The sequence below is a fragment of the Streptomyces sp. SM11 genome (assembly GCF_002910905.1).
In the GTDB taxonomy this organism is placed as follows: domain Bacteria; phylum Actinomycetota; class Actinomycetes; order Streptomycetales; family Streptomycetaceae; genus Streptomyces.
In genome coordinates, this window is sequence record NZ_NEUE01000215.1 from 1 (window position 1) to 24599 (window position 24599).

General features: G+C 70.8%; 29 protein-coding genes and 1 pseudogene. 16 read left to right on the forward strand and 14 right to left on the reverse strand.

Features of this window, described 5'->3' with window-relative positions; translation table 11 throughout:
* Positions 1–442 (forward strand): CAP domain-containing protein (locus tag B9S58_RS21550; protein ID WP_146063547.1); only part of this gene is annotated, 442 nt, incomplete at its 5' end.
* Between the two features lie 36 nt (positions 443–478).
* The gene (locus tag B9S58_RS21555; RefSeq protein WP_103533741.1) at positions 479–856 is read left to right on the forward strand and encodes a VOC family protein; all 378 of its coding nucleotides are present in this window, start codon (positions 479–481) and stop codon (positions 854–856) included.
* 86 nt (positions 857–942) lie between these two features.
* Here the strand turns inward: B9S58_RS21555 and B9S58_RS21560 are convergent, their stop codons facing one another.
* Positions 943–1284 carry a hypothetical protein gene (locus B9S58_RS21560; protein ID WP_103533742.1) on the reverse strand — a complete coding sequence of 114 codons (342 nt, stop codon included), beginning with the start codon at positions 1282–1284 and terminating at the stop codon, positions 943–945.
* A 41-nt stretch (positions 1285–1325) separates the two neighbouring features.
* Entirely contained in the window at positions 1326–2999 is a 1674-nt protein-coding gene (gene ctaD, locus B9S58_RS21565; protein WP_103533743.1) for a cytochrome c oxidase subunit I, read from the reverse strand.
* Positions 3000–3384: 385 nt separating this feature from the next.
* On the opposite strand from ctaD, the gene B9S58_RS21570 reads away from it, so the two are divergent.
* A complete protein-coding gene (locus B9S58_RS21570) occupies positions 3385–4044 on the forward strand; it encodes an NADPH-dependent F420 reductase (protein ID WP_103533744.1) in 660 nt (219 codons plus the stop codon).
* Between the two features lie 90 nt (positions 4045–4134).
* Here the strand turns inward: B9S58_RS21570 and B9S58_RS21575 are convergent, their stop codons facing one another.
* The 3 genes from B9S58_RS21575 to B9S58_RS21585 are packed head-to-tail and all read right to left on the reverse strand — an operon-like array spanning position 4135 to position 5752.
* Positions 4135–4473 carry a hypothetical protein gene (locus B9S58_RS21575; protein WP_103533745.1) on the reverse strand — a complete coding sequence of 113 codons (339 nt, stop codon included), beginning with the start codon at positions 4471–4473 and terminating at the stop codon, positions 4135–4137.
* Positions 4470–5195, reverse strand: coding sequence for a hypothetical protein (locus B9S58_RS21580; RefSeq protein WP_103533746.1), 726 nt, complete (start codon positions 5193–5195; stop codon positions 4470–4472). Before B9S58_RS21580 ends, B9S58_RS21575 begins: the two co-directional genes overlap by 4 nt.
* Positions 5186–5752, reverse strand: a complete 567-nt coding sequence (locus B9S58_RS21585; protein ID WP_103533747.1) for an RNA polymerase sigma factor — start codon at positions 5750–5752, stop codon at positions 5186–5188. Before B9S58_RS21585 ends, B9S58_RS21580 begins: the two co-directional genes overlap by 10 nt.
* 18 nt (positions 5753–5770) lie before the next feature.
* On the opposite strand from B9S58_RS21585, the gene B9S58_RS21590 reads away from it, so the two are divergent.
* The gene (locus tag B9S58_RS21590; protein ID WP_258044829.1) at positions 5771–6028 is read left to right on the forward strand and encodes a hypothetical protein; all 258 of its coding nucleotides are present in this window, start codon (positions 5771–5773) and stop codon (positions 6026–6028) included.
* Between the two features lie 85 nt (positions 6029–6113).
* Positions 6114–6632, forward strand: coding sequence for an SRPBCC family protein (locus B9S58_RS21595; RefSeq protein ID WP_103533748.1), 519 nt, complete (start codon positions 6114–6116; stop codon positions 6630–6632).
* A 65-nt stretch (positions 6633–6697) separates the two neighbouring features.
* Here B9S58_RS21595 and B9S58_RS21600 read toward each other — a convergent pair whose 3' ends face one another.
* Positions 6698–7591 carry a pentapeptide repeat-containing protein gene (locus tag B9S58_RS21600; protein ID WP_103533749.1) on the reverse strand — a complete coding sequence of 298 codons (894 nt, stop codon included), beginning with the start codon at positions 7589–7591 and terminating at the stop codon, positions 6698–6700.
* Between the two features lie 171 nt (positions 7592–7762).
* Here B9S58_RS21600 and B9S58_RS21605 point away from each other — a divergent pair, with 171 nt between their 5' ends.
* Together B9S58_RS21605 and B9S58_RS21610 are read left to right on the forward strand one after the other, a co-directional pair.
* Positions 7763–8236, forward strand: coding sequence for a hypothetical protein (locus B9S58_RS21605; RefSeq protein WP_103533750.1), 474 nt, complete (start codon positions 7763–7765; stop codon positions 8234–8236).
* Between the two features lie 98 nt (positions 8237–8334).
* Positions 8335–8562 (forward strand): hypothetical protein, encoded by a 228-nt coding sequence (locus B9S58_RS21610; protein ID WP_103533751.1) that lies wholly within the window; start codon positions 8335–8337, stop codon positions 8560–8562.
* Between the two features lie 75 nt (positions 8563–8637).
* Here B9S58_RS21610 and B9S58_RS21615 read toward each other — a convergent pair whose 3' ends face one another.
* Positions 8638–9741 (reverse strand): enoyl-CoA hydratase/isomerase family protein, encoded by a 1104-nt coding sequence (locus B9S58_RS21615; RefSeq protein WP_103533752.1) that lies wholly within the window; start codon positions 9739–9741, stop codon positions 8638–8640.
* Positions 9742–9957: 216 nt separating this feature from the next.
* On the opposite strand from B9S58_RS21615, the gene B9S58_RS21620 reads away from it, so the two are divergent.
* Positions 9958–12090, forward strand: a complete 2133-nt coding sequence (locus B9S58_RS21620; RefSeq protein WP_103533753.1) for a SpoIIE family protein phosphatase — start codon at positions 9958–9960, stop codon at positions 12088–12090.
* Positions 12091–12297: 207 nt separating this feature from the next.
* Here B9S58_RS21620 and B9S58_RS21625 read toward each other — a convergent pair whose 3' ends face one another.
* The gene (locus B9S58_RS21625) at positions 12298–12918 is read right to left on the reverse strand and encodes an LAETG motif-containing sortase-dependent surface protein (RefSeq protein WP_181009403.1); all 621 of its coding nucleotides are present in this window, start codon (positions 12916–12918) and stop codon (positions 12298–12300) included.
* A 192-nt stretch (positions 12919–13110) separates the two neighbouring features.
* On the opposite strand from B9S58_RS21625, the pseudogene B9S58_RS21630 reads away from it, so the two are divergent.
* A pseudogene (locus B9S58_RS21630) lies at positions 13111–13757 on the forward strand (histidine phosphatase family protein).
* A gap of 53 nt (positions 13758–13810) precedes the next feature.
* Here the strand turns inward: B9S58_RS21630 and B9S58_RS21635 are convergent.
* The 3 genes from B9S58_RS21635 to B9S58_RS21645 form a co-directional block, all read right to left on the reverse strand.
* Positions 13811–14299 (reverse strand): GNAT family N-acetyltransferase, encoded by a 489-nt coding sequence (locus tag B9S58_RS21635; RefSeq protein ID WP_103533755.1) that lies wholly within the window; start codon positions 14297–14299, stop codon positions 13811–13813.
* Between the two features lie 39 nt (positions 14300–14338).
* A complete protein-coding gene (locus tag B9S58_RS21640; protein ID WP_103533756.1) occupies positions 14339–15346 on the reverse strand; it encodes a DUF6397 family protein in 1008 nt (335 codons plus the stop codon).
* A gap of 118 nt (positions 15347–15464) precedes the next feature.
* The gene (locus tag B9S58_RS21645) at positions 15465–15878 is read right to left on the reverse strand and encodes a roadblock/LC7 domain-containing protein (protein WP_103533757.1); all 414 of its coding nucleotides are present in this window, start codon (positions 15876–15878) and stop codon (positions 15465–15467) included.
* A gap of 140 nt (positions 15879–16018) precedes the next feature.
* Between B9S58_RS21645 and B9S58_RS21650 the strand changes: the two genes are divergently transcribed.
* The gene (locus B9S58_RS21650; protein WP_103533758.1) at positions 16019–16447 is read left to right on the forward strand and encodes a PPOX class F420-dependent oxidoreductase; all 429 of its coding nucleotides are present in this window, start codon (positions 16019–16021) and stop codon (positions 16445–16447) included.
* 17 nt (positions 16448–16464) lie between these two features.
* Here B9S58_RS21650 and B9S58_RS21655 read toward each other — a convergent pair whose 3' ends face one another.
* Positions 16465–17121 (reverse strand): ATP/GTP-binding protein, encoded by a 657-nt coding sequence (locus B9S58_RS21655; RefSeq protein ID WP_103533759.1) that lies wholly within the window; start codon positions 17119–17121, stop codon positions 16465–16467.
* Positions 17122–17436: 315 nt separating this feature from the next.
* Here B9S58_RS21655 and B9S58_RS21660 point away from each other — a divergent pair, with 315 nt between their 5' ends.
* The 5 genes from B9S58_RS21660 to B9S58_RS21680 all read left to right on the forward strand — a co-directional run bounded on the left by B9S58_RS21660 (position 17437) and on the right by B9S58_RS21680 (position 22290).
* A complete protein-coding gene (locus B9S58_RS21660; RefSeq protein WP_103533760.1) occupies positions 17437–17802 on the forward strand; it encodes a metalloregulator ArsR/SmtB family transcription factor in 366 nt (121 codons plus the stop codon).
* A complete protein-coding gene (gene mgtA, locus B9S58_RS21665) occupies positions 17786–20587 on the forward strand; it encodes a magnesium-translocating P-type ATPase (RefSeq protein ID WP_103533761.1) in 2802 nt (933 codons plus the stop codon). The genes B9S58_RS21660 and mgtA overlap by 17 nt, the downstream gene beginning before the upstream one ends.
* Positions 20588–20677: 90 nt before the next feature.
* Complete coding sequence (gene tatA / locus B9S58_RS21670) at positions 20678–20842, forward strand: Sec-independent protein translocase subunit TatA (protein ID WP_087763773.1); 165 nt, start codon at positions 20678–20680, stop codon at positions 20840–20842.
* A gap of 213 nt (positions 20843–21055) precedes the next feature.
* Positions 21056–21631 carry a TerD family protein gene (locus tag B9S58_RS21675; protein ID WP_103533762.1) on the forward strand — a complete coding sequence of 192 codons (576 nt, stop codon included), beginning with the start codon at positions 21056–21058 and terminating at the stop codon, positions 21629–21631.
* A 59-nt stretch (positions 21632–21690) separates the two neighbouring features.
* Positions 21691–22290, forward strand: a complete 600-nt coding sequence (locus tag B9S58_RS21680) for a class I SAM-dependent methyltransferase (RefSeq protein ID WP_103533763.1) — start codon at positions 21691–21693, stop codon at positions 22288–22290.
* A 107-nt stretch (positions 22291–22397) separates the two neighbouring features.
* On the opposite strand, the gene B9S58_RS21685 is transcribed toward B9S58_RS21680, so the two are convergent.
* The gene (locus tag B9S58_RS21685) at positions 22398–23303 is read right to left on the reverse strand and encodes an oxygenase MpaB family protein (protein WP_103533764.1); all 906 of its coding nucleotides are present in this window, start codon (positions 23301–23303) and stop codon (positions 22398–22400) included.
* Between the two features lie 196 nt (positions 23304–23499).
* Here B9S58_RS21685 and B9S58_RS21690 point away from each other — a divergent pair, with 196 nt between their 5' ends.
* Positions 23500–24384, forward strand: coding sequence for a hypothetical protein (locus B9S58_RS21690; protein ID WP_103533765.1), 885 nt, complete (start codon positions 23500–23502; stop codon positions 24382–24384).
* Positions 24385–24405: 21 nt separating this feature from the next.
* On the opposite strand, the gene B9S58_RS21695 is transcribed toward B9S58_RS21690, so the two are convergent.
* Complete coding sequence (locus tag B9S58_RS21695) at positions 24406–24588, reverse strand: hypothetical protein (RefSeq protein WP_103533766.1); 183 nt, start codon at positions 24586–24588, stop codon at positions 24406–24408.
* Positions 24589–24599: the final 11 nt, after the last annotated feature.

Sequence of the window (24599 nt, forward strand, 5' to 3'; positions counted from 1 at the left end):
CTCCGCCGCGCCGGTCCCGAAGCCTGCCCCGCCCGCGCCCGCGCCCGCGCCGCCCGCCTCGGCGGGGACCGCCGGGCAGGTCACCGAGCTGGTCAACGCGGAACGGGCCAAGGAGGGCTGCGGTCCGGTGACCGTCAACGATCGGCTCAACACGGCTGCGCTGCGGCACTCCGCCGACATGGAGGCCAAGGACTACTTCTCGCACACCTCGCAGGACGGCAGGGACCCGGGCGACCGGATCACCGCCGCCGGGTACCGGTGGTCCACCTACGGCGAGAACATCGCCAAGGGACAGCGGACCCCGGCCGATGTGATGCGGTCCTGGATGGACAGTCCGGGACACCGCGCGAACATCCTCAACTGCTCCTTCAAGGAGATCGGCGTGGGGAAGCAGGACTCCGGCGGGGGTCCGGTCTGGACGCAGGTGTTCGGGGCCCGCTGAGTCCCCGCGGCACACGCCCACGATGACGATGCGGTCATGATCGCTGAACTGGAATGCGTGGTTCTGGACTGCCCGGACCCGAGGGAACTGGCCGTTTTCTACGCGTCGATGCTCGGGGGCGAGGTCGACCGCCCCGACCGGCGGTGGGGGTGCGACGCGAGCTGGTCCACGCTGCACACCCCCGGTGGCCTCGTCCTGGCCTTTCAGCGGGTGGCCGACTACCGGCCGCCTCGCTGGCCCGGCCAGGACTCGCCCCAGCAGTCTCATCTGGACTTCGGCGTCACCGACCAGGAACGGGCCCACGACGAGGTCCTGGCATCCGGGGCGCACCTGCTCGACGCCGGGGACGAGGGGCGCGCCTGGCGGGTGTACGGCGACCCCGCCGGACACCCCTTCTGCCTGGTACGGCACTGACCGTTCCGCCTCCGCTCGCGCGCCCCTGGCTCGTCCGGTGCGGCCGCTGACCGGCCGCACCGGAGCCCCCCAGGAGTCCACCAGGGTCAGCGCAGGACCAGCGTCAACGCCGCGCCCAGGCAGGTCGCCGCGCCCACCGCGCCGGCCGAGACAGCGACGCAGCGGGCCCGGAGGCGGACGTAGCGCCCGGTGTACTCCTCACGGAGTTCGTCCGCGCGGTCGCGGATGCGGGTGAGCGACTCCCGGGACGCGATAACGCGGTCGGCGATGAACACCCGCTCTACGTCCTCACGCTGTGCCGTGGTCAGCCAGGGCAGCTGGTCGGTGAATCGGCGTGCCTGCCGCCGCGCCCGCTCGACCTCGGCGTTCCACAGCAGAAAGCCCTCCAGTCGGGCCAGGCCCCGGGCACTGTCCTGGTCGGGTTCCACCCGCCCTCCTCTCCGTCGGGTCGTCCGGGCCGGGGCCGTCTTCACTCGTGCTTGTCCCCCGGGGCGATGATCGTGGAGTTCCCGGGACGGTTGGTGGCTTCCTCCAGGGAGCGGACCGTCGGGTGGTGCAGGTCGAACGCCGGGGATTCGGAACGGATCCGCGGCAGGGTGACGAAGTTGTGCCGGGGCGGCGGGCAGGAGGTGGCCCACTCCAGCGAACGGCCGTAGCCCCACGGGTCGTCGACATCGATCTTCTTTCCGTACTTCGCGGTCTTCCAGATGTTGTAGAAGAACGGCAGGATCGACAGTCCGAGCAGAAAGGAGGAAATGGTGGAGATCGTGTTCAGTGCGGTGAATCCGTCGGCGTCGAGATAGTCGGCGTATCGACGCGGCATGCCCTCGGCACCGAGCCAGTGCTGAACGAGGAACGTTCCGTGGAATCCGACGAAAAGCGTCCAGAAAGTCGCCTTCCCGAGCCGTTCGTCCAGCATTTTCCCGGTGAACTTCGGCCACCAGAAATGGAATCCGGCGAACATCGCGAACACCACCGTACCGAACACCACGTAGTGGAAGTGGGCGACGACGAAGTACGAGTCGGAGACGTGGAAGTCCATGGGCGGTGAAGCGAGGATGATCCCGGTCAGACCGCCGAACAGGAAGGTGACCAGAAACCCGATCGCCCACAGCATCGGAGTCTCCATGGAGAGGGACCCCTTCCACATCGTGCCGATCCAGTTGAAGAACTTCACACCGGTCGGCACGGCGATGAGGAACGTCATGAACGAGAAGAACGGCAGCAACACAGCGCCCGAGACGAACATATGGTGCGCCCATACCGTCGCGGACAGACCCGCGATGGCGATGGTGGCCGCGACCAGGCCGATGTAGCCGAATACCGGTTTGCGGCTGAAGACCGGAAAGATCTCGGTGACGATGCCGAAGAACGGCAGGGCGATGATGTAGACCTCGGGGTGACCGAAGAACCAGAACAGGTGCTGCCACAGCAGTGCGCCACCATTGGCCGCGTCAAAGATATGTGCACCGAATTTACGGTCGGCCTCCAGCGCCAGCAGGGCCGCGGCGAGGACCGGGAAGGCAAGCAGAACCAGGACACCGGTCAACAGGACATTCCAGACGAAGATCGGCATGCGGAACATCGTCATGCCGGGTGCGCGCATGCAGATGATCGTGGTGATGAAGTTGACCGAACCGAGGATCGTGCCGAAGCCGGAGAAGGCCAGACCCATGATCCACATGTCGGCGCCGACGCCCGGCGACCGGACCGCGTCCGAGAGCGGGGAGTAGGCGAACCAGCCGAAGTCGGCCGCACCCTGCGGGGTGAGGAAGCCGGCCACCGCGATGAGCGAGCCGAAGAGGTACAGCCAGTACGCGAACATGTTCAGCCGCGGGAACGCCACGTCGGGCGCGCCGATCTGCAGCGGCATGATCCAGTTCGCGAATCCGGCGAACAGCGGCGTCGCGAACATCAGCAGCATGATCGTGCCGTGCATCGTGAACGCCTGGTTGAACTGCTCGTTCGAGAGCAGTTGGATGCCGGGCCGGGCCAGTTCGGCGCGCATCACCAGAGCCAGGAGCCCTCCCACGCAGAAGAACGCGAAGGAGGTGACAAGGTAGAGCGTGCCGATCGTCTTGTGATCCGTCGAGGTCATCCACTTGATGATGACGTTGCCGGGTTCCCCGCGCCGTACCGGCATTTCGTCCTGTTCGACAGTATCGGTCCCCACCGGTTGCGAGATGCCCCTCGTCGTCACTACGACGCTCCTTCGATCGACTGCCCGTGTGGACTCGGCGACCAGAATGGACCCACGGCGATCGGTGCGGTGGGACATCGTTCCCCGTCCGGCGCAAGCGGCCGACAAGGACACTCAAATGGCCTATGGCGAACGCTCCGTCCTCGCCCGGGCGCAACCGAGAACGCATGTGAACACCGGGATCCGATCGGATATTCCCTCACGGAGAACGGAACAACGCCTCTGACACCGGAGTTGGTGAACCGACAGAACCACTTGGCTCCACCCTTCTCCACTTCGCTCCACTCCACTCCACTCCACTCGGCAAGCTTCGGAAGGTCGGATCTCCATGAAGATCGGCATCATCGGCGCGGGCAACATCGGCGGCAACCTGACGCGGCGTCTGACCGCTCTCGGGCACGAGGTCTCCGTCGCCAACTCCCGTGGTCCCCACACGCTCACGTCCCTCGCTGAAGAGACCGGGGCGAAGCCGGTGACCGCGTCGGAGGCCGCACAGGGCGCCCAGGTGGTCGTGGTCACCGTCCCGCTCAACGCCGTGCCCGACCTGCCCGCCGGACTTCTCGACGGCGCGGCGGAGGGCGCCGCGGTCATCGACACCGGCAACTACTACCCGCAGCAACGTGACGGCCGCATCGCCGCCATCGAGGACGGTCTGCCCGAGAGCCGGTGGACGGAGCAGCAGATCGGCCATCCCGTGATCAAGGCGTTCAACGGGACATACGCCCAGGACATCCTGGACCGGGGCCGTCCGCAGGGCACTTCGGGCCGACAGGCGCTCCCGGTCGCCGGCGACGACCCGACGGCCAAGCGGGCGGTGCGTGACCTCATCGACGAGCTGGGCTTCGACACGGTCGACAGCGGCGGCCTGGACGATTCGTGGCGTCAGCAGCCCGGTACGCCGGTGTACGGCAACCAGGGCGATGCCGACGCCATCGTGAAGGCGCTCTCGGAGGCATCTCCGGAGCGCACGGCGGAGTGGCGCGCCTGACCGCGGGCGTCGTACGGGAGGGACGCCCGGTCGAAGACTCCGGCCGGGCGGGAAACGAGGGTACCCGCCCGGCCGGATCGTCGGCCGCCCTCAGAGCACGCCCGTCACGGTGATCCGCACCGAGACCGACGGCACCTCGGGCAGCGCTGCGAGGGCCGCGGCCCGAACGGCGCGGGTCACGTCGAGCGCCCGGTGACCGCGTCGCAGCACGGGCCGGATGTCGAGGTGCCAGCCGTCGCCCTCGTCCCGGCTGACCCGCACTCCCGGCGCGCTGTTCCCGGTCAGCGGGGCGCGACGCGTGGTGCGGTCGGCGATCCGGGTGCGCAGCAGATCCGCCACGCCGGGGCGCAGGAAAGCGACGCCCCGCACACCGCGAGCGGCCTCGGCGGCTGCCCCGGCCAACCGGTCCCGACGTGTGTCCGCGGTCATCGCGCTGCTCCCGTCCCTGGTCCGTCGGCCCCACCGTCCGTGTGATGGCCGGTGGGGGTACCCGTACCGCCATCCCCGCCCCCGTGCCCGTACTGGCCGTGGCCGACGTCCTCGTAGTGGATGTCGAGGGTGTCGAGAATGTCGACGACGAAGACGTCGGTGGTGGCGAGGTGGATGCCGATGTCCCGGTCGGCGACCTCGGTGATCCGTGCGCGCACATCGTCGGCCAGGTCCGGCATGGGAAGGCCGAGGCTCGCCGCGACCTCGACCCGGACGTACAGCTCGCCGCCGGGGTCCGCCGGGTCGAGGGGGGCGATGCGGCAGCTCCCGGCCCGCACCCCGGGCAGCCTGTCGACCGCCGCCCGCAGCATCCGTGCGACCGCGTCCTCGACCATCCAGTGGTCCTCCCCCTGTTCCCCGAGCGGCAGTGGGCGTCCCCGCAGTTCGAGGCGTACGAGGTCCATGACGCGAGCCGTTATGGCCGTGGTATCCGGTGTGCCCGGATCCTGCGCACAGGTGCGGCGTACCGCGTCGCCGAGGCCGCTGAGGCCCGCCAGGGCTGCCGAGCATAAGGGGCGGTCCGCGAAGTGGGGGTCGTCCGCCGAGCGGCCGGTGTCCCAGGCTTCCCACACATCGGTGAGCAGCCGCCCGCAGGCGAGCCGCTCGTCCTGCTCCTCGTACCAGCTCTCTTCCGGCCGGTCCGGATCGGCGCTCATCGCCATGCGCTCATCGCCTCCGTCAGGTGGCGGCGGGCACGGAAGACCCGGCCGCGGACCGCCTGCAGCCTGATTCCGACCGTCTCCGCGATGCTCTCGTACGACAGTCCCTGTATCTCGCGCAGCACCCAGCACACGCGTTGTTCGGGTGAGAGGCCCGCCATCGCCTCGGCCGGCGCGACTACGGCGGCTCGCGACTCCACCGCACGGGCGGGTGACACCTGGTGCTCGGGGGTGGCCTGCTCGGGCACCGAGTCGAGGCCCGCCGCCGGTCTGCGGGCTCTGAGCCGGTTGAGGCAGCGGTTGGTGACGATGCGGTGGAGCCACGTGTGGAAGGACGCGTCCCGGCGGAACTCGGGGAGTTTGCGCCAGGCGTTCACGAAGGCGTCCTGTACGGCGTCCTCGGCGTCCGCCCGGTCGCCGAGAAGCCGTATCGCCGGTTGCGGCATCGCGCGACCGTGCCTGCGCACCAGCACCTCGAAGGCCTCCTCGTCGCCCTCCCCGGCCCGCGCGACCAGCAGCGCCTCGTCGGACGGTACGACGTCCGGCGCGCGCTCCGTCAACTGATTCCCGTCGACGACGTGGCACGAGCGCGGGTGCGCCTGGTGGGCCGGCCGCTGCGGGCGGTGGTGACGGCGGTCGTGGAGCCCGGGGCCCGGCCGGCGAAGGTCGTGCGGGAGGTGGCCGGGGTCGTCGCGGACGCCCGGCTCAGCGGCGGCGTGCGGGGCCTGCCGGCCAACGTACGGAGTACGGGTGGCGAACCGCCGGGAGCCGCGGACGCGTTGAACCGCCGCGGCCGAGCCTCTACCCGCCGCCCCGCAGGATTTACTCACGAGTAAGGTATGGGATTCCGGGATGTCGGCCCACGGCCCGTACGGCACCCGGGCGTGGTCCGTCGACGGCCGTGGACAAAGGAGTCGCGCCATGCCCCGCACCATGTCCGTGGCGGACAGCATCATCATCGACGCCACCCCGGCGCAGGTCTACGAACAGCTCAGCGACCCCACGGCGATGGGGCGCTGGAGCCCCGAGAACCGAGGCGCGACGGTGCGCGGCGATCGGCGCGGCGCGTATGTCGGCATGGTCTTCGAGGGCCGGAACAAGCGCGGCGCGGCGCGCTGGACGACACGGTGCACGGTGACGGCGGCCGATCCCGGCGAGCGCTTCGCCTTCCGGGTGCACGCGATCGGTCTGCGACGCCCTCTGCTCCCGGGGCCGATCGCCACCTGGGAGTACCGTTTCGAGGCGGTGGACGGTGCGACCCTGGTCACCGAGACCTGGACCGACGACCGCCGTCGCTGGCCGGATTTCCTCGCCAACACCTTCGACCGCGTCGCGACCGGCGGGAAGACGTTCGCGCAGTTCCAGGACGGCAACATCCGTACGACGCTGAAACGTCTCAAGGCGGCGCTGGAGGCAGACGCCCCGGGAACCGGAAGCTAGACGCGGCCAGGCGGACACGGCTCGTTGCGAGGCTGCGGTGGCCGTGCCGTGGAAGTATCGGGTCGCTACGGCTCGGTCGTGTTTGAGCCGGTTGATCCTGCGGACCCGGACGGGTCCCGATCGGCCCAGTGGGAGGGGCGGCTCAGCGATGCGGAGATCGCCGTTCTCGCGTTGCCCTTGGCTGCGTTGAGCTGGGCCTGGGTGAGGAACAGGCTTCCTGTGAGGTCGGCGCCCGAGAGGTCGGCGTCACGGAAGTCAGCACCGATGAGGTCGGCCAGTCGGAGGTCGGCGCCGGTGAGATCGGCGGCGATCAGATAGGCCCCGCGGAGATCCGCTCCGCGCAGGTCGGCGCCCCGCAGCCGAGCCCCCATGAGGTCGGCGCCGCGGTGGTCACGCTTCTTGCGGCGGGGCACGGTGGCCCGGACGAGTTCGCTGGTCCGCAGCAGCAGTCCGGCGACCCGGTCGCGGTGACCGGCGACGTCCAGTTCGGCGAAGTCGACGGCGGGGCGCGCGGTGTGCCGTTCCGTCGCTTCCAGGGCGCGGCGGAGCTCCGGATACAGGGGACGTGCGGCCGGCAGCGTCAGGGCTTCGGTGAGGTACCACAGCAGTTCATGGAGCTGGCGCATGACCGGGAACACCTGGAACATCTGCGCGGCGAGGTCGGGGGACGAACGCCAGTCGCGGCCGCCGTAGGTCTCCTGGGAGACCTTCTGCCCGGCGCCGAAGCAGTCGTACACGGTACAGCCGGAGAAGCCCTTCGGGCGCAACCGGGTGTGGATGCCGCAGCGGAAGTCGTCCTGGAGGTTGGGGCAGGGCCGTCCGGCGTCCTTGTCGATGGCGAAGTCCGACGAGGCCGTCAGCGTGAGTGCGACGCAGCACAGAGCGAAACAGTTCGTGCAGTCCGCGCGCAGAGCCTCCCGTCCGTTGTCGGGCACGGCGGTCGGTTCGTTCTCGGGCACGGGTGGCGGGTCCTCGCGTGGGTGGTATTGCGGAAGGTACGGGTGTAGAGCACATGAGTCTACCGGGGCGACGCCCGGTGGCGACGCTCCCGTCGGCCTCTGCCCGTCTGCCGGCGTCTACCGGCGTCTGCCGGTGCACACTGGGTGCGGTACGGATCACGAGGGGGACGCATGGGAGCTGAGGAGAGCACCGGATTCGAGCCCGCGACCGGTGACGGCCCACCGGCTGCGGAGCCCGCGGCGGCACGGGCCGCTTCGGTGCGGACCGCGTTCGAGGGACTGCTGCAGATCCGTCGCCTCACCGGCGCCGGGCGGCCCGCCCCCGAGGCCGTGCCCGCGCTGTGGGAACTCAACCGCCCGGTCAGGGCGGTCGCGTTGGCACTGGAGAGCTCGGGGTCGACGCCTTCGGCCGTCGACCCGTCGGGGCGCCGGGTGTCGGCCGGATACCGGGTGAGCGACGGGGAGTCGGCGGGTTCGGTACGGGTCGAGTGGATCGGGCCACCCGGCAGCGGCGCCGCCCACGGCGAGGAGCAGGCGTTGGCCGACTGCGCTTCGGCCTTGCGGGATCTGGGCTGGACCGTGCTGCTCTACCGGGGGCCCCGCAGACGGCGCTACCTGGAGGTGGAGCCGCCGAGCGGGTTGTAGGGCCCGGGGGCAAGCGGGCACGGCCGGACTTGAGGGGGCGTTGTCAGACCCATGGGAGATGCTTGACGGCCAGACAGCTCTGAGAAGGAGAAGCTGAGATGGACAACGACGAGCTCGCCGCGGCGCAGGCGTACGTCCGCCTGTTGGAAGCCACCCGAGCAGCTCTCGCGGACCCCGACGACGCACCGCTCTACCTGCCGCTGCTCACCTCTCCGATGCGGGAGGCCGACCAGGCTCTGCGCAGTGCGGGGCTGACGGGCAACGAGGACCGGCTGTTCGCTCTCGTCCGGGCACTGCAGCCGAGTCTTTCCGGCAGCGACAGATAGGCGCGTCGGACAGGCCCGCGGCGGATGGGTCTGGGCCGGACGGGCCTGCGCCGGGCGGGCCTGCACCGGTCCGTCCTACTCGGTCTGGCCCTCCTGCGTGCGGGCGCCCATCGGCCCCGGTGCGAGACCGAGCTCTTGTTCGCCGGAGCCGAGCGGTGCGAAGAACCGGGCGACCTCCTGGTCGTCGACCTCGGCGAGAGAGCCCGGCTTCCACTGCGGGTCGTTGTCCTTGTCGATGATCCGGGCGCGCACACCTTCCACGAAGTCGGGGTGCTCGAACGCCCGGCTGGAGACGCGGAACTCCTGGTCGAGGACGGCTTCCAGGCTGTCGAACCGGGCTGCCCGGCGGACGGCCGCGAGCGTGACCTTGAGCGCGAGGGGCGACTTGGCCAGGAGTTCGTCCGCCGCCGTCCCGGCTGCCGCGACGTCACTGCCGCGCAGCCGTCGGACGATCTCCTCCACGGTGTCCGCCGCGTAGCAGGCGTCGATCCAGTCGCGCTGCGCGGCGAGCTCGCCTGCGGGCGGCTCCGTGGCGAACCGCTGGACGATGCCCGCGACGGGGGTGCCCGGGCCGGCCGACTCGCCCAGCGCTTCGGTCAGGGCCGGCAGGAGGCGGGCCGGGACGTGGTGATCGGCCAGACCGCAGAGAACGGCGTCGGCCGCTCCGACGGAACGGCCCGTGAGTGCCAGATGTGTGCCCAGTTCGCCGGGTGCGGAGGCCAGCAGTCGGGTGCCCCCGACATCGGGAACGAAGCCGATCGCGGTCTCGGGCATGGCGACGCGTGAGCGTTCGGTGACGACACGGATTCCGGCGTGGGCCGACACTCCGACTCCGCCGCCCATCACGATGCCGTCCATCAGCGCGACGTACGGCTTGGGGAATCGGGCGATGCGGGAGTTGAGGCGGTACTCGTCACGCCAGAACTCCAGGGAAGCACGCCCCGAGGCCCGTGCGTCGTCGTGCAGGGCGCGGATGTCGCCACCGGCGCACAGGCCTCGGTCACCCGCCCCGGACAGCAGCACCACGTCGATCGCTTCGTCCTCTTCGGCGCGGGTCAGGGCTGTGTCGAGAAGCCGCACCATGGTGTGGCTGAGGGCGTTGAGGGCCCTGGGGCGGTTCAGTGTGATGTGCAGGCATGTGCCTCGCGTCTCCAGCAGGACGGGCCGGTCGTCGTTCATGCGTGCACTCCGCTCGCTGTGCTCGTGGACATCTGGGACACCTTCCATGGTCATGGATGGTCCTCGGCCGCCATTCTGCGGCTCCCGGACCGCGCCGGGAGCAGTGGGGGCCTGTACGGGGCGGGCCGCTGTGGCACTCCGATGGATACGGCTCGACAATTGAGGCCTACGGGGTGCGCCGACGCACGGCCCCGCCGGACGACCTCCGGAGCAGGAATGACCGACGACGAACGGCGGCAGGACGCCGAAGCATCTCCGCTCCGCCGGATCGACCGGAACAGCAACGGTGAGATCCGGCCGACGGAACGCCTCGCCATGAATCGGACCGGCAGCTTCGACTGGGACCTGGACACCAGAACCCTGGACATCGACGAGGCCGGGCTCATGGTGTTCGGCGTGGATCCTGCGACGTTCGACGCACGACCTGGCGCACTGCTGGAGCGCCTGGAACCCGCGGAAAGGGCCCGGCTCGACGTTTCGATCGACGACGCCATCACCGGCGGCAGCAATTCCTACAGCATCCACTTTCGCGTGCCGCTGGACGACGGGACCACGCAGTGGACCCATGTCCAGGCCCGCATCCTGCGATCGAAGGACGGAAGAGCCCACCGGATCGTGGGGATCGTCCGGGACGCGACGGCGGAGGTCACCCATTCGGCCTTCGTTCTCGATCTGGAAAAGCGGCGGCAGCGCCAGACCAATATCGTTGAACGTACAACAAGTTCCATGTCCCGTGCGGTGACCGTGGACGATGTGACAGCCGCCCTCACCGGACCCGGCGGGCTGGCCCGCCTCGGCGCGGACGGTCTCGTCCTGGGGCTCGTGGAGAATTCCGCGCTGAACATCGTCGCGCTGAGCGGTGAGTCGCTCGAGGCGCTGGACGGTCTCGGCTCCGGTGGGCTCGACCGCAACCTCCCCCTCGCGGACGCCATCCGCAGCGGACGCCCCCGGTTCATCACCTCCCTCGCCGCGCTGGCCCGGCGCTATCCGGAGCTGGAGCCCCATCTCGGCAGGCTCAGGTTCCGGGCGGCGGCATATCTTCCGCTGGTGGCCCAGGCCCGGTCGCTCGGCGGGCTGGCCCTCTTCTACCGCGAGCGCACGGTCTTCAATGCGGACGAGCGCATCCTCTGCCTGGGCCTGGCCGCCATCGTGGCCCAGTCCCTGCAACGGGCGATGCTCTTCGACGAGGAGAGGGAGTTCGCCACCCAGCTCCAGTCCGCGATGCTCCCGCCCCGGTTACAGGACATCGAGGGCGGCGAGGTCGCGGTCCGGTACCACGCCGCGTGGAGCGGCCGCCAGGTCGGCGGCGACTGGTACGACGTGATCGCCCTGCCCAAGAACCGTTACGGGCTGGTCGTGGGGGACGTTCAGGGGCACGACACCCACGCGGCCGCGATCATGGGCCAGTTGCGCATCGCCCTGCGCGCGTACGCCGCCGAGGGGCACCCGCCGGCCACCGTGCTGGCGCGGGCCTCCCGCTTCCTCGCCGAGCTGGACACCGAGCGCTTCGCCACCTGCACGTACGCCCAGGTCGACCTGGCGTCCGGAACGGTGCAGGTGGCGCGGGCCGGGCACCTCGGCCCGTTGATCCGACACGTCGACGGGCGGGTCGGCAGCCCACAGGTGCGCGGCGGGCTGCCGCTGGGCACCTCCACGGACCTCCAGGACGAGGAGTACCCGGAGACCCGGCTCGACCTGGTGCCCGGTGAGACGTTTGTGCTGTACACGGACGGGCTGGTAGAGGAGCCCGGAGCCGACCTCGACACCGGGATCGACGCGCTGCGCAGCGAGGTGAGCGCGGGGCCCGCCGGGGCCGAGGCGCTGGCCGATCACTTGTCGGAACGGCTGTGGGAACGGTGGGGGTCGGGGGACGATGTGGCGCTCCTGGTCCTGCGCCGGAGCCCGGACGTCGGGTCGTCGCACGCGCCGCGGCTCCACCAGTACATCCACCAGGCGGACCCGGAAGGGCTCTCGGACGCCCGCGCGATCGTGCGCCAGGCACTCACCGACTGGGACATGGCCGGGTTCGCCGACGATGCGGAGCTCGTCACGGGCGAGTTGTTGGTGAATGTGCTCCTGCACACCGAGGGCGGGGCCGTCCTGACGCTGGAAGTGCTGCCCGAGCCGGTACGGCGGATCCGGCTGTCGGTCCAGGACCGGTCCAGCGCCTGGCCGCGTCGGCGTACGCCGGGCGAGACGTCCACCTCCGGCCGGGGGCTGCTCCTGCTCGACGCGGTCGCCACGCGCTGGGGGATCGAGCCCCGCGGCGAGGGCAAGGCCGTCTGGTGCGAGATCGGGCCCACTCCCCCGCCCGCCACCACGCCTCCGCCGACGGTCGCGGAACAGTGACGGGCCGATAGAGGTGGCGGGCGTCGAGGGGGTGCCGCATCACCACGGTGATGCGGCACCCCCTCGACCACGGCTCGTACGGTCTCGACCACGGCCCCGACGGGCTCGGCCGTCGGTTTCGGACGGGCTCCAGCAGCTTCCCGCGTTCCTACGGCTCACGAGGCCCGCTGCCCCGCCTGCCGGCGCGGGCCGCTGAGTGCGGGAGCGTCAGTTCTGGGCGGTACGCCGCTTACGGACGGCCCACAGGATGCCACCACCGGCCAGCAGCACCGCGACAGCGGCGCCACCGATGACCGGCGTCGTCGACGACGAGCCGGTCTCGGCCAGGTCCGGCGAGCTCGGGCTCGGGGCCGGCACGGCGGGTGCGGACTCCGAAGGCTGCTCGCTGGGGGTGGCGCTCGGCTCGGGCGTCTCCGACGGGGCCGGCTCCGTAGGGGTCGGCCCGGGCGGCGTGGTACCGGGCTCCTCGTCGCACACCTTCGCGGTCTTCGACGTGTCGATGGAGTGCTTGCCGTCGCCGTCGGCGTCCTTGACGACCAGTCGGACGGTCACCGGCTTGTCGTGCTCGGGAAGCGTCAGCTTCTTGTGGAACTCACGGCCGAACGTCTCGGTGGGGAGCAGGTCCTTGCCGTCCACCGAGACGGACACCGTGTTGGGGACATCGCTCGTGTAGTCGGTGAGGTCAACAGTCACCTCGGAGCAGGTCACGGCCCAGGTGGGAGTGTGAGCCGCGGCCGGACCGGCGGAGAGGACGCCTCCGGTCAGACCGACGACCGCAGCGGCCACGAGCGCTCCGGCGCCACGCCACGATCTCCTGGGTATGCTCATGGGTTCTTCCTCCAGATACTTCTCATCGCCCGAATGGCGGTGAGGCGCACAGTACTGCCATCGCCAAGGAACGGCACAGTCGCCCCGTACGCATCTCCTCGCACCAACTCCGGCCATATCCCCGCTACTTCCGGCAAGGCGGGCAGACTCCTGTCGTACTTCCCTCCGGCGTTGGCCGAATGAGAGGATGGGGTGTGCATCCATCTGCCGCCGCCCGGGCGCCCGAACCCGCAGCATGACCCGGCGGTGACGCTGCCCGGGGCGCTCGCCGGGGAGGACATCGCCGTGTCGTACGCCTCCCTCTGACGCGTACGCATCTCACGGCCGCGCCGCCGGCCGCGGAGCAGGGCATCGAGGTCCGGATCCATGACGGGATCCGGGAACTGTCGGCCGGTGACCTGGAAATGCGGGCCGACGAGGACGCCGTCCGCCAGCGTCCGACGACCGCCTTCGCCTGGTCCGCCGGGGACATCGCCCGCCGGATGCCCGAGGGCGAGAGCGGGACGGAGGCACCGGCCCGCTTCGACGCGGTGGTGGCCGAGGCCGGGGAGCCCGGGACCACGGCGCTCGTCAGTCATGGTCCCCCGATCCGTGTGTGCACCGCTGCCCGCGCACGGAACGTCACAGTCGAGTTCGCCGCCGAACACGGCCTGGGCAGCACGGGCGTGGTGGTGGTTGTGGAGGTCGAAGGCTCGCCGGACACGGGGTGAACGGCCCTTTCCCGGGCCGGGACGGTTGTCCCCGGGGTCACCGCGAGCGGCGCGGCGGACGGCGCCCCGGCCGGGCGCACGCTGCCGGGCCCTAAGCCGGGACCGACAGCTGATCACCCCTTCGCCTGATCGCCGCGCTCGCTCCTACTGGCGGGACAGCGCGATGGGAGGACGCTATGGCGTCACAGCGCCTTGTGCATGATGTGAAGCCCCACATACCCCTGGGTCGGGTGGTTGAAGCCCTCCGGGAGGGTGCCGATCACGTCGAAACCGATCGACCGGTACAGCTTGACGGCGTGGGTGTTGGTCCCGACCACCGCGTTGAACTGCATGGCCCGATACCCTTCGGAACGAGCCCAGTCGACCGAGTGTTCGCACAGCGCACGCCCCACTCCCCGGCCGGAGTGAGCGGAGTCGACCATATAGGTGGCGCTGGCTATGTGGGACCCGTTGCCCATGTGGTTGCGGTTCATCTTCGCCGTGCCGAGCACCGTCCCGGCATCGTCCACGGCGACGACCACCCGGCTCGGCGCCGCGACGAACCACCATCCCTCGGCGTCCTCCTTACCAAGATCGAGCGGATAGGTGAGCGTCTCGCCCGCGGAGACGATCGCACGGAAGAACGGCCAGATGGCGGGCCAGTCCTCGGAGGTTGCTTCCCTGATCAACATCCGGACAGGATGGCCTGCCCGAACGATCGGCGCGAACGTTTATCCGGCGCCCCGCACACGCCACCCCAGCCTGGCGAGCCACCCCTTTCCGGCCGGCACACCCACCGCGGCGCGCTCGGTCCGGGCGGCCGGCACCGCCCGGACTCCCCCGCCGTCCCCGGGGCGCGGGGCCTGCCGGTCCTCGCGTGCCCGGTCCAGCTCCAGAGTCAGGTTGACCCGCCGCCAGAGGATTTCGTCGGGGTCGTCGGCGAGCGTCACCTCCCCCATGGCCTCCCTCGCCGCCATCGACCCCGGACGTCCGAAGACCGGCTCCGGCCGGACCCGTACGAGATAGGCACGTTCATAAGGGTCGTCCACCACTTCCGCCAGTTGCACCGGGTCCAGTGCCGACGCCTGGACCGCGGACCGCGCCCACGGGTCCAGCGTGCGGTTCAGCAGCCGGTCGATGCGCTGCGAACGCCAGTTGCGTGCCCGCCAGTCGGCGCCGGACTCCAGCATCGTACGCATCCCCAGAGGCGTCCGCCCGGCAAGCAGCTCGGGCTCCCGGGCCGCGAACACCGCAAGCTCGTCCGCGAGGTAGAGCCAGACCACCGCGCGATACCGGTTCAGATAGAACGTGACCGGTGAGACGCAGCCCGCCCGTGCCAGCCGGGTGAACCGTGCCGGAGCGATGTCCAGCAGGCCCGCTCCTTCCGCCGTACCGACGGTGCGGACCCGCTCCGCCAAGCCATCGGGGAAGCTCGGCTGCTCCCGCAGGCGCGCGATCTCCTCCTCGTGCACCCGTGGCCGACCACCGCCCGGTGCACCGACGACGGTGATCAGCCCCAGGTGCACCGCAAGCTCGAACTGTGCGCGCCGGAGGCCCAGTTCCTGGGCCGCGCGCCCGGCCGCGACCGTCGCCCCCGGGGCGGCGGACGAGGCGTGCCCGCCCTCGCCCTCTGCCTTTGCGCTCACGCACCCGGCATGAGCGCCGGGCCGCACACCCACGTGCTCGGCCCGCGCGTCCTGGGTCCCGGCGTGTGCTCGGAGCACTTCCCTGACCGTCATGACTGTCCTCCCCCGTCGCCTCGAATACTCTCCGTGATCACGGTAGCCCGAGGGAGTCATCGCCCGTCAGCCCTGTGGATAACTCTTCACGAGCGACGAGAACTGCAGGTCAGACAGGTCAGAAGGGCTCGATGTCCTCGGGCCCGCCCTGGCGGACGGCGACTCCGAGGTGCTCTCCGACCCGGTTGACGAGCAGGGTCATCTCGTAGGCGACCTGGCCGACGTCGGCTTCGGCCGCGGTCAGCACGCACAGGCAGCTGCCGTCGCCCGCGGCCGTCACGAAGAGCAGTGCCTCGTCGAACTCCACCATCGTCTGGCGGGCACGGCCCGCCCGGAAGTGGCGCCCCGACCCGCGCGCCAGACTCTGCAGACCGGAGGAGACCGCCGCCAGGTGCTCCGCGTCCTCACGGGCGAGCCCGGTACTGGCCCCGGTGACCAGTCCGTCGTTCGACAGCACCAAGGCGTGCCGTATGTATTGCACCCTGCTGGTGAGATCGTCAAGGAGCCAGTCAAGTTCCCGGTCAAGCGGCATGTGCTCGTCCTCCCCGTACCTTCGTTCCCCGTGCCCCGCTACGCGCGTAAGCCTTGCGCAACGGCCTCGTGGGGGCAAGCGCCCCTCACTCCCCGGGGTGCCGCTTCGCGCCATGCGGGGATCGGGCTCAGGATGGGCCCATGGCACACCACATGACCGATGAAGAATGGCGGGCCTTCCTCTCGGAGGGCACGCGCACGGCGAAGGTTTCGACAGTGCGGGCCGACGGCAGTCCGCACATCGCACCCGTCTGGTTCCTTCTCGACGGCGATTCGGTGGTCTTCAACACCGGCAGGGAAAGTGTGAAAGGCCGCAATCTCGCACGCGACGGGCGGGTGGCCCTGTGCGTCGACGACGACCGCCCTCCGTACGCGTTCGCGGTCGTGCAGGGGCACGCCGAGCTGAGCGAGGACCCGGGGGAACTCCTTCGCTGGGTGACGCTCATCGCCGGCCGCTACGTGGAGGCCGACGCCGCCGAGGAGTTCGGCCGACGCAACGGCGTGCCCGGCGAACTGGTCGTGCGGGTGCGGATCGACAAGGTGGTCGCGATGGCCGACATGGCCGACTGAGCCTCGACGCCGGGCCGTCAGCCGACGGAGGCGAGGAGCCGGGCGGTGTGCATGCGCCCGGCATACTCGACCGTACGGATCAGGACTTCTTTTCCGGAGGCCCGGTCGCGGGCGTCGCACGGCACGACCGGCGTGCCCGGATCGAGGTCGAGAGCCTGCGCGACATCGTGCTCCGTATGGCCGGGGGTGCCGGGGAAGCGGTTGACGGCGACGAGGAACGGTATCCGCCTGAGCTCGAAGTAGTCGACGGCGGCGAAGCAGTCCTCCAGCCGCCGGGGGTCGGCGAGCACGATCGCCGCGAGGGCTCCCTCGCACAACTCGTCCCACAGGAACCAGAAGCGGTCCTGGCCCGGCGTGCCGAACAGGTGGAGCGACAGGCCGGAGTGGACGGTGATACGACCAAAATCCATCGCTACGGTCGTGGTGGTCTTCCGCTCCACCCCGCCGGTGTCGTCCCGGTCCCGCCCGCTCTCGCTCAGGGTCTCCTCCGTATACAGCGGGCGGATCTCGCTGACCGCGCCGACCAAGGTCGTCTTCCCCGCCCCGAAGCCGCCCGCAACGACGATCTTCAGAGTGAGCGCGATGTCCTCTCCGATCATGCTCCTGCCGATGTTCCCGGGGGTGCGGTGGGCTGTGCAGGGGCTCTCGTCGCTGTCGGCGTGCTCGGAGGGCATGCGTCCCCTCTTCTCTCTTCAGGAACCGGCTTCGGCTTGAGGAATCCCTTGGGGCTGGAGAATCGCCTGGGCCGACAGCATGGCAACCTGTCGGCTTCGTTCGTGTGAGTTGATCGTTCTTGACCGATGCGGCTTCGCCGCGCAGTCGTTCCTTGCCGCATCCCGACCTCACTGCGCCTCACTTCGACGGGCCGGATGTCCCGCGCGGGCCCCGGGCCCTTCCGGCGTGGCCCCTACACTGGTCTTTTCGGCTGCCCCGGAACGGGCAGCGGAGTCGGGTCCGTGCGTATGGCCCGAGGACGAGGAGATACGAGCGTGTCGACAGGTTCCGGCGGCGGTCTCCAGGATCCGCCCGCGGAGGTGCTGGCGGAGGCCGCAGCGGCGTTCGGGCTCCTGGCGACTCCGGCACGGCTCCACATCGTGTGGGCACTGGCCCAGGGCGAGAGCGATGTGACGGGGCTCGCCGAGCGGGTGGGCGGCACACTTCCCTCGGTCAGCCAGCATCTGACGAAGCTCAAGCTGGCCGGTCTCGTCCGCTCCCGCCGCGAAGGCCGGCGGCAGGTCTATCTGGTCGACGATCCCGATGTTGTGGCGGTCGTCCGGCTCATGGTGGGCCAACTGGCGGAACGCGCCGGACACCCCTCCCAGGAGCCCGTCCGCCTGCGTGAGTTCGGTGCCTGAGAACAGTTCAGCCGCGGGTCCCGGGCACATCACCGCCGGCACGCCTGCCCCGGTCACACCGTTTCCCGGTACTCGCACCGGCACCGGCTCAAGTGCCTCGGCAGGAACCGGCGGGGGCCGCGCGTCCGCCGGCCCGGACTCCGCCACCGGGCCCACCTCACTGCAGACGCTGCGCACCCTCGACAGCGGGCCGCGCGGGCTGCTGGAGACGGAGGCCGAGATCCGGCTCGCCCGGACGGGCGAGAACGTGCTGCCCACCCGGCGGCCCGTGCCCTGGCCCCGGCGCTTCCTGCGCAGCCTCCGGGACCCCTTCACCTCCGTACTGCTCTGCCTCGGCCTGGTGTCGGCCCTCGTCTCCGCCTGGGGCACCGCCTGCGTCATCCTGGCGCTCGTCGCGGTGAGCTGTCTGCTGCGTTCGACCGAGGAGCACCGCGCCGACCGGTCGGCCACGGCCCTGCGGGAACTGGTGGCGACCACGGCGACCGTGCTGCGCCGCGTCTCGGACGACACCCCTCCCCTGGAACGGGAGGTACCGGTCGCCGACCTGGTGCCGGGGGACGTGATCCGGCTGCGGCCGGGTGATCTCGTACCCGCCGATGTGCGGCTGCTGCGCACCGACGGTCTCACCGTGCATCAGTCGGCCCTGACCGGGGAGTCGGCGCCGGTGGCCAAGCAGGCCCTCGACATCCCCGACCCCGCTCTGTCCGGGGCCGGACCGTTCGCGCAGCCGCAGTGGTGCTTCCAGGGCAGCAGTGTCACCTCCGGCAGTGGTACGGCGGTGATCGTGGCCACCGGTGGGGAGACCCGGTTCGCCGCCGCCCATGACGGCCGGGCCGGGCAGCGGGGCGCGAGCGCCTTCGACCGGTCGGTCCAGGGGATCTCCTGGACTCTCGTCCGCTTCATGCTCCTGACCCCGCCCCTGGTGCTGATGGCCAACGCGGCGCTGCGCGGCCGGGGCCTGGAGACGCTGCCGTTCGCTGTGGCCGTCGCTGTGGGGCTCACCCCGGAGATGCTGCCGGTCATCGTCACGACGACGCTCGCTCGGGGCGCCGCCCGGCTGGCGCGCACCAGCGGAGTGATCGTCAAGCGACTCCCGGCGCTGCACGACCTGGGTGCGGTCGATGTGCTGTGCCTGGACAAGACCGGCACGCTGACCGAGGACCGGCCCGTGGTCGCCGGGGCGACCGACAGTACGGACCGGCCCGATCCGGACGTACTGCGGTGGGCGGCGGTCAGCGCGCTGTGGACGCTCCAGCTGGCGGAGCTGCCCGCGGCCGACGCGCTCGACGAGGCAGTGCTGGAGGCCGCCGATGAGTGCGGTTCGTCCGCTGCCGGGGAGGTGGTTCCGGACGCGTACGAGGGCGTCGCGGTGCTGCCCTTCGATCCGGTGCGGCGCGTCGCGACCGCCGTGGTCAGGCGGCCCGGGCGGCTCGGCGTACACACCCTGGTCACCAAGGGTGCCGTCGAGGCCGTGCTCGACCGGTGCGCCATGGACCCGGACGAGCGCCACCGGCTGCGCGCCCTGGCGGACCGGAAGGCCGGGACCGGGCTGCGTCTGCTCGCCGTGGCCCGTGCCGACCGGGCGGCCCGAGCGGGCGCGTACACCCCTGCGGACGAGCGGGGTCTGACCTTCCTGGGCCTCGTGGCGCTGCGGGACGTCCCGGACCCGAGCGCCGCCGAAGCGCTCGGGGTCCTCGCGCGGCGGGGCGTGAGCGTCAAGGTCCTCACCGGTGACCACCCGGGCACGGCCGCCCGGGTGTGCGCGGACCTCGGACTGCGACCGGAGGGGCGCCCCGGCCCGGACGACGTGGTGACGGCCGAGCTGATGGACAGTCTGTCGGACGCGGAGCTGGTCCGGGTGGCGGACCGGGCAACGGTGTTCGCGCGCTGCACCCCCGAGCACAAGGCCCGGATCGTCTCGGCCCTGCGCGCCGGAGGTCGCACGACCGGCTTCCTCGGCGACGGCGTCAACGACCTGCCCGCCCTGCACGCCGCCGACGTCGGCATCTGCCCACGCAACGCCGTGGACGTGGCCCGGGAGGCGGCCGACGTCGTCCTGGCGGAGAAGGATCTCACCGCGATCGACCGTGCGGTGCTGGCGGGCCGGCGCAGCAGCGGGAACATCGCGACCTATCTGCGGATCACTCTCTCGTCGAACCTCGGCAATGTCATCGCCATGCTGACGGCCGGGCTGATGCTGCCCTTCCTTCCCATGCTCCCCGCACAGGTTCTGGTGCAGAACCTGTGCTTCGACGCGGCGCAGCTGGCGTTCGCGTTCGATCGCCCGGCGGTGTCGGTCCTGCGCCGCCCCACCGCACTGCGACCGCGCGACTTCCTGCGCTTCATCACGGGTTTCGGCCTGCTCAACGCGGCCGCCGACCTCGCCACCTTCGGGGTGCTCGCGCTCGCCCTCCACAACGCGTCCGGGGACAGCGGGGAGGCGGCGTTCCACGCCGGGTGGTTCACGGAGAACCTGCTCACCCAGGCCCTCGTGATGATCCTGCTGCGGACCGGTCGCAGTGCCGCCGAACGCCGGGCGGGTGGGCCCCTGCGGGCCGCCGCCGGGGGTCTCGCCGCCGTCGGCGTCGCCTTCCCGCTCACCCCGCTCGGGCCGTTGCTGGACATGAGCGCCCTGCCGCCCCTCTACTACCTGTTGCTCGGCTCGGTCCTGGGGCTGTACGCGGTCGGGCTCACGGCGGCCCGCCGCCGCTACGAGCGCCGCCACCTGCCCGACGCGGCACCGGACCAGGTACGGAATGGGAAGAAGGAGCGCGCCGAACACTGAGGGGCACCTGTTCCGGCCCGAAGTGACAGTCGTACAATTGCGCAATGCGGCAACTGTTGCTGTGCGAACGGAGAGAAGGGCGAGATCCGAATGCTGCGCAACGGCCTGGAACCCTGGCACCTGCTGATCCTGGCGGTCATCGTGATCGTCGTCTTCGGCTCGAAGAAGCTGCCGGACACCGCCCGCGCGCTGGGGAAGTCCCTGCGCATCCTCAAGAGCGAGGCCAAGGCGATGAAGGACGAGAACGCCCGCTGACACACCCAGGGACGGGCGACGGCCGGGTCTTCCCCGCCGCCGCTCATTTCATGGCTTGCGCAATCCGGGAACCCGGAGTGTCTCGCCGAGCGTTCGTACAGGTAGCGGCCACAAGAGTGACAGCAGAACAGCACTGATCACCGGACCCGGACGCGGTGAAGCCGCAGGGTCCCGGATCGCACGTGCGGACCGACGGAACACTGGAGGAATTTCATGGGTGTGACCCTGGCCAAGGGCGGCAACGTATCCCTGTCGAAGGAGGCCCCCGGCCTGACCGCCGTGACGGTCGGGCTCGGCTGGGACGTACGGACCACAACCGGCGCCGATCACGACCTGGATGCCAGTGCGCTGCTGTGCTCCGCGGCGGGCAAGGTCCTCTCCGACAGCCACTTCGTCTTCTACAACAACCTCAACAGCCCCGACGGTTCCGTCCGCCACACCGGTGACAACCTCACGGGCGAGGGCGAGGGCGACGACGAGTCGGTCGAGGTCGACCTGTCGTCGGTCCCCGCCGAGATCGCGAAGATCGTGTTCCCCGTCTCGATCCACGATGCCCAGAGCCGGGGCCAGAGCTTCGGTCAGGTGCGCAACGCGTTCATCCGCGTGGTGAACCGGGCCAACGGCGTCGAGCTGGCCCGCTACGACCTGAGCGAGGACGCCTCCACCGAGACCGCGATGGTCTTCGGCGAGCTGTACCGGCACGGCACCGAGTGGAAGTTCCGGGCCGTCGGCCAGGGATACGCATCGGGCCTGGCGGGCATCGCCTCGGACTACGGCGTCAACGTCTGACCTGACACGTCGGCTTCCGGTGGTCGCGCGGCCCGAGCCGGTTGCGCGATCATGTCCCCATGGCCGACGACCACACTCATGTCCTGGACTTCTTCACCCCGCGTGCGGCCGGCTGGGACAGCCGGTTCCCCGATGACGGCGCCGCGTACACCACCGCGGCTGGAATGCTGGGGCTGCGCCCCGGCGATGCCGTGCTCGACGCGGGCTGCGGGACGGGACGTGCGCTGCCCGCGCTGCGGGCGGTGGTCGGGCCACGGGGCACGGTGCTGGGCGCCGATATCACTCCGGCCATGCTGGAGGAAGCGGCACGGGCGGGACGAGGGGGCAGCGGAACACTGCTCCGCGCCGATGTCGCACGTCTGCCGCTGCGCGACGGAGTCCTGGACGCGGTGTTCGGAGCCGGGCTGATCTCGCATCTGGCCCGCCCCGGGGCCGATATGACGGAGCTCGCCCGTGTGGTCCGGCCGGGCGGAGTCCTGGCTCTGTTCCATCCGATCGGCCGGGCCGCCCTCGCCGCGCGACATGGACGCACCATCACCGACGACGACCTGCGGGCCGAGCCCAGGCTGCGTGAGCTGCTGGCCGGTGCGGGGTGGCGGCTGGAGTCCTACACCGACGAGGACGACCGCTTTCTCGCCCTCGCGGTCAGGCAGGCCTGAGGCCGAGGCCGACCAGGGCCCTGCACCGTACGGAAATCGTCGGAGCGGTACGGCCCCGGCGCATGGCCGGGTCCGGGCGGGCGGGGCAGGCGGGGCGGTAGGTCACATCACTCGGTGGGCGACTGCGACGGCCCGCGGCCGGGAACCGGGCAGCCGCGGACTCCCGGCGTGGGGAACGTACCGAGCCCCGCGATCTCGTACCCGTCCGGATATCCCTTGATCTCGGGGTTCTGGCGCGCGTAGTGGGGCGTCCGCCGGGGCGGCAGGAGCCGGACCGCACGAGCCCGGAGCCGAAGCGCGCCCCTGGTCAGTCCGCGGGCGACCGGACCCGGACGGCGGTAACGGAACGCCCTGAGCAACGAGTCGTCCAGGAGCGCGAGGCTGGCGCCGCGCACCACCGGAGCGAGGGGGGCCGGATACCAGGATCCCATCAGCGCCAGGGTGGCGTCCGAGACCCGGCGGGCTCCTTCGTCCCAGCCGAAATGCTCGTCCTCGTAGGCGTCGAGGGTGCGCTCGAACTCCTCGTAGCTCCCCGGCAGGTCCTTGATCCCCATGCGGGCACCGAGCGTGCGGTAGTAGGCGGCGAAAGCGCCCTGCTCGTGGCAACAGAGGCGTCGCCAGCCGAAACTGTCCAGCCAGCGCTTCGGGGTGACGACGAAGGTGCACAAAACATAGCGCATGTCGTCGTTGCTGATGTCGTAGCTGCGGTGCATCTGGTTGATCCGGCGGACGGCCGTGCGGCCCTCGTCGGTGTCGAAGCCGTGCTCCACCACCGTGTCGAGCAGCAGGGCGGTGTCGTCGTAGCGCTTCTGGGAGCGCTCCGTCAACTCCGCCGTCTCGTCGAGGAGTCGGCCGATGCTGGGCACGGCATAGGTGCGGTAGAGGGCCAGTTCGAAGGCGCGGGTGATGTCCCAGGGGAACTCGAAGCTGACGGTGAGGCGGTAGATCTCCAGGAAGTCCCGCTCGGGGTCGAGTCGCTGGATCTTTTCCAGCCGGTCGTACCGCTTCACCACGCTGTCCCCTCGTTCGGCCGGATGTCCAAGCTTACGCGGAGGTTTGCCGCGCGCCCGGCCCCACGGCCTCCCCGGACGGGGTGGGCGCGGTTCCTGTTCGCAGCCGCTCGTCAGGGCCTCGACGCGTGGGTTACCGAGTAGTTAGGGTGCGCCGACGGACCAAGGGACGCAGGACCGAGCGATGGGCAGGTGGGCAATGAGCGATGGGGAGGAATCCGTGGCCGGTGCGGACGATGCGGTCGCCGACGACGCGCTGCTGGTGCTGACCGCGATGCTGCTGACGCCTGCGCGGTTCCCGAGCGTGCTGGGGGACGACTACGTGGCCGCGTGCGAGGCGCTCGCGCTCGAACCGTACGAGGAGGGCTACGGCCTCGTCCTCGGGCAGGACGGCGACGGGGCCCGGTGGACCGTGGTCGTCGAGGACGCCTCCCAGGTGGCCGTCGCCGTCGCCGCGTGGGACTGCGGCATGGAGCACGATCTCTCCCCCGACGAGCGTTCCATGGTGTGCGCACTGCCGGGCTGGCCGATGGATCTGGCCGTCTCGGCGCCCGGTGTCCCGGATCCGCACGATCCGGAGACGGACGGAGAGGGCCCCGCCCCACTGACCCCTCCCGACGCGGCGATCTGGGGTCCGGCGCAGCGGCGACTCGGGGCGGACGAGATCGCCGCGCAGTGGTCGGCGTGGCGGGAGCAGATCGACGACGCGCAGTTCCCGCGGCCGGGGAGCGATGGAGCGCCGAAGAACGACACGGAGCGTGATCTGGACAACCGCACGGAGCGTGTGCCGGAGAGCGGTTCTTCCCCGTCCCCCCGGCACCCCGGTGTACGCAGGGCCCTGTCGGAGGCGGACGGCTATACGAAGACTCCGCCGCCGCCCGGACGGATCCGTTCCTCGTACGCCTCGGCCGGCGCACGTACTCTGCGCGTCGACGGTCCGGGGTGGTCGATGGTGGCCCGGACCGATGACATCGCTCTGTTCCTGCTGGACGAGGAGCCGGGCACGGTCATCCCCGTCGGCCGTGGATCCGCGCTTCCCGGCCTGCTCACCGCCCTGGAGGAGCTGGCCGTCCACCCCACGTGATGCGCTCGGGGGTGGCCGGGGTCAGCGGCCGATCTCCTTGCGGTTGATCCTGCGGAGCCTGCGCCGCTGGGACGGATCCAGCAGCAGATAGCCCGCCACGGGAACTCCGATCACGATCAGCAGCGCCCACCAGAATCCGATCAGGGGCCACAGGATGGCTGCCGCGAGCACTCCCCCGATTGCGATCTTCGCACCGTTCGACATGGTCCACGCCT

What these genes read in the sequence shown, in the direction of transcription:
- B9S58_RS21570 (WP_103533744.1), top strand. Translation starts at nt 3,385, where the DNA reads ATGAAGATCGGCATCATCGGCGCGGGCAACATCGGCGGCAACCTGACG.
- B9S58_RS21625 (WP_181009403.1), bottom strand. Translation starts at nt 12,918, where the DNA reads ATGAGCATACCCAGGAGATCGTGGCGTGGCGCCGGAGCGCTCGTGGCC.
- B9S58_RS21650 (WP_103533758.1), top strand. Translation starts at nt 16,019, where the DNA reads ATGGCACACCACATGACCGATGAAGAATGGCGGGCCTTCCTCTCGGAG.
- B9S58_RS21610 (WP_103533751.1), top strand. Translation starts at nt 8,335, where the DNA reads ATGGACAACGACGAGCTCGCCGCGGCGCAGGCGTACGTCCGCCTGTTG.
- B9S58_RS21575 (WP_103533745.1), bottom strand. Translation starts at nt 4,473, where the DNA reads ATGACCGCGGACACACGTCGGGACCGGTTGGCCGGGGCAGCCGCCGAG.
- B9S58_RS21640 (WP_103533756.1), bottom strand. Translation starts at nt 15,346, where the DNA reads ATGACGGTCAGGGAAGTGCTCCGAGCACACGCCGGGACCCAGGACGCG.
- B9S58_RS21635 (WP_103533755.1), bottom strand. Translation starts at nt 14,299, where the DNA reads ATGTTGATCAGGGAAGCAACCTCCGAGGACTGGCCCGCCATCTGGCCG.
- B9S58_RS21645 (WP_103533757.1), bottom strand. Translation starts at nt 15,878, where the DNA reads ATGCCGCTTGACCGGGAACTTGACTGGCTCCTTGACGATCTCACCAGC.
- B9S58_RS21615 (WP_103533752.1), bottom strand. Translation starts at nt 9,741, where the DNA reads ATGAACGACGACCGGCCCGTCCTGCTGGAGACGCGAGGCACATGCCTG.
- ctaD (WP_103533743.1), bottom strand. Translation starts at nt 2,999, where the DNA reads ATGCCGGTACGGCGCGGGGAACCCGGCAACGTCATCATCAAGTGGATG.
- B9S58_RS21605 (WP_103533750.1), top strand. Translation starts at nt 7,763, where the DNA reads ATGGGAGCTGAGGAGAGCACCGGATTCGAGCCCGCGACCGGTGACGGC.
- B9S58_RS21595 (WP_103533748.1), top strand. Translation starts at nt 6,114, where the DNA reads ATGCCCCGCACCATGTCCGTGGCGGACAGCATCATCATCGACGCCACC.
- B9S58_RS21555 (WP_103533741.1), top strand. Translation starts at nt 479, where the DNA reads ATGATCGCTGAACTGGAATGCGTGGTTCTGGACTGCCCGGACCCGAGG.
- B9S58_RS21695 (WP_103533766.1), bottom strand. Translation starts at nt 24,588, where the DNA reads ATGTCGAACGGTGCGAAGATCGCAATCGGGGGAGTGCTCGCGGCAGCC.
- B9S58_RS21655 (WP_103533759.1), bottom strand. Translation starts at nt 17,121, where the DNA reads ATGCCCTCCGAGCACGCCGACAGCGACGAGAGCCCCTGCACAGCCCAC.
- B9S58_RS21680 (WP_103533763.1), top strand. Translation starts at nt 21,691, where the DNA reads ATGGCCGACGACCACACTCATGTCCTGGACTTCTTCACCCCGCGTGCG.
- B9S58_RS21690 (WP_103533765.1), top strand. Translation starts at nt 23,500, where the DNA reads ATGAGCGATGGGGAGGAATCCGTGGCCGGTGCGGACGATGCGGTCGCC.
- B9S58_RS21620 (WP_103533753.1), top strand. Translation starts at nt 9,958, where the DNA reads ATGACCGACGACGAACGGCGGCAGGACGCCGAAGCATCTCCGCTCCGC.
- B9S58_RS21675 (WP_103533762.1), top strand. Translation starts at nt 21,056, where the DNA reads ATGGGTGTGACCCTGGCCAAGGGCGGCAACGTATCCCTGTCGAAGGAG.
- tatA (WP_087763773.1), top strand. Translation starts at nt 20,678, where the DNA reads ATGCTGCGCAACGGCCTGGAACCCTGGCACCTGCTGATCCTGGCGGTC.
- B9S58_RS21580 (WP_103533746.1), bottom strand. Translation starts at nt 5,195, where the DNA reads ATGGCGATGAGCGCCGATCCGGACCGGCCGGAAGAGAGCTGGTACGAG.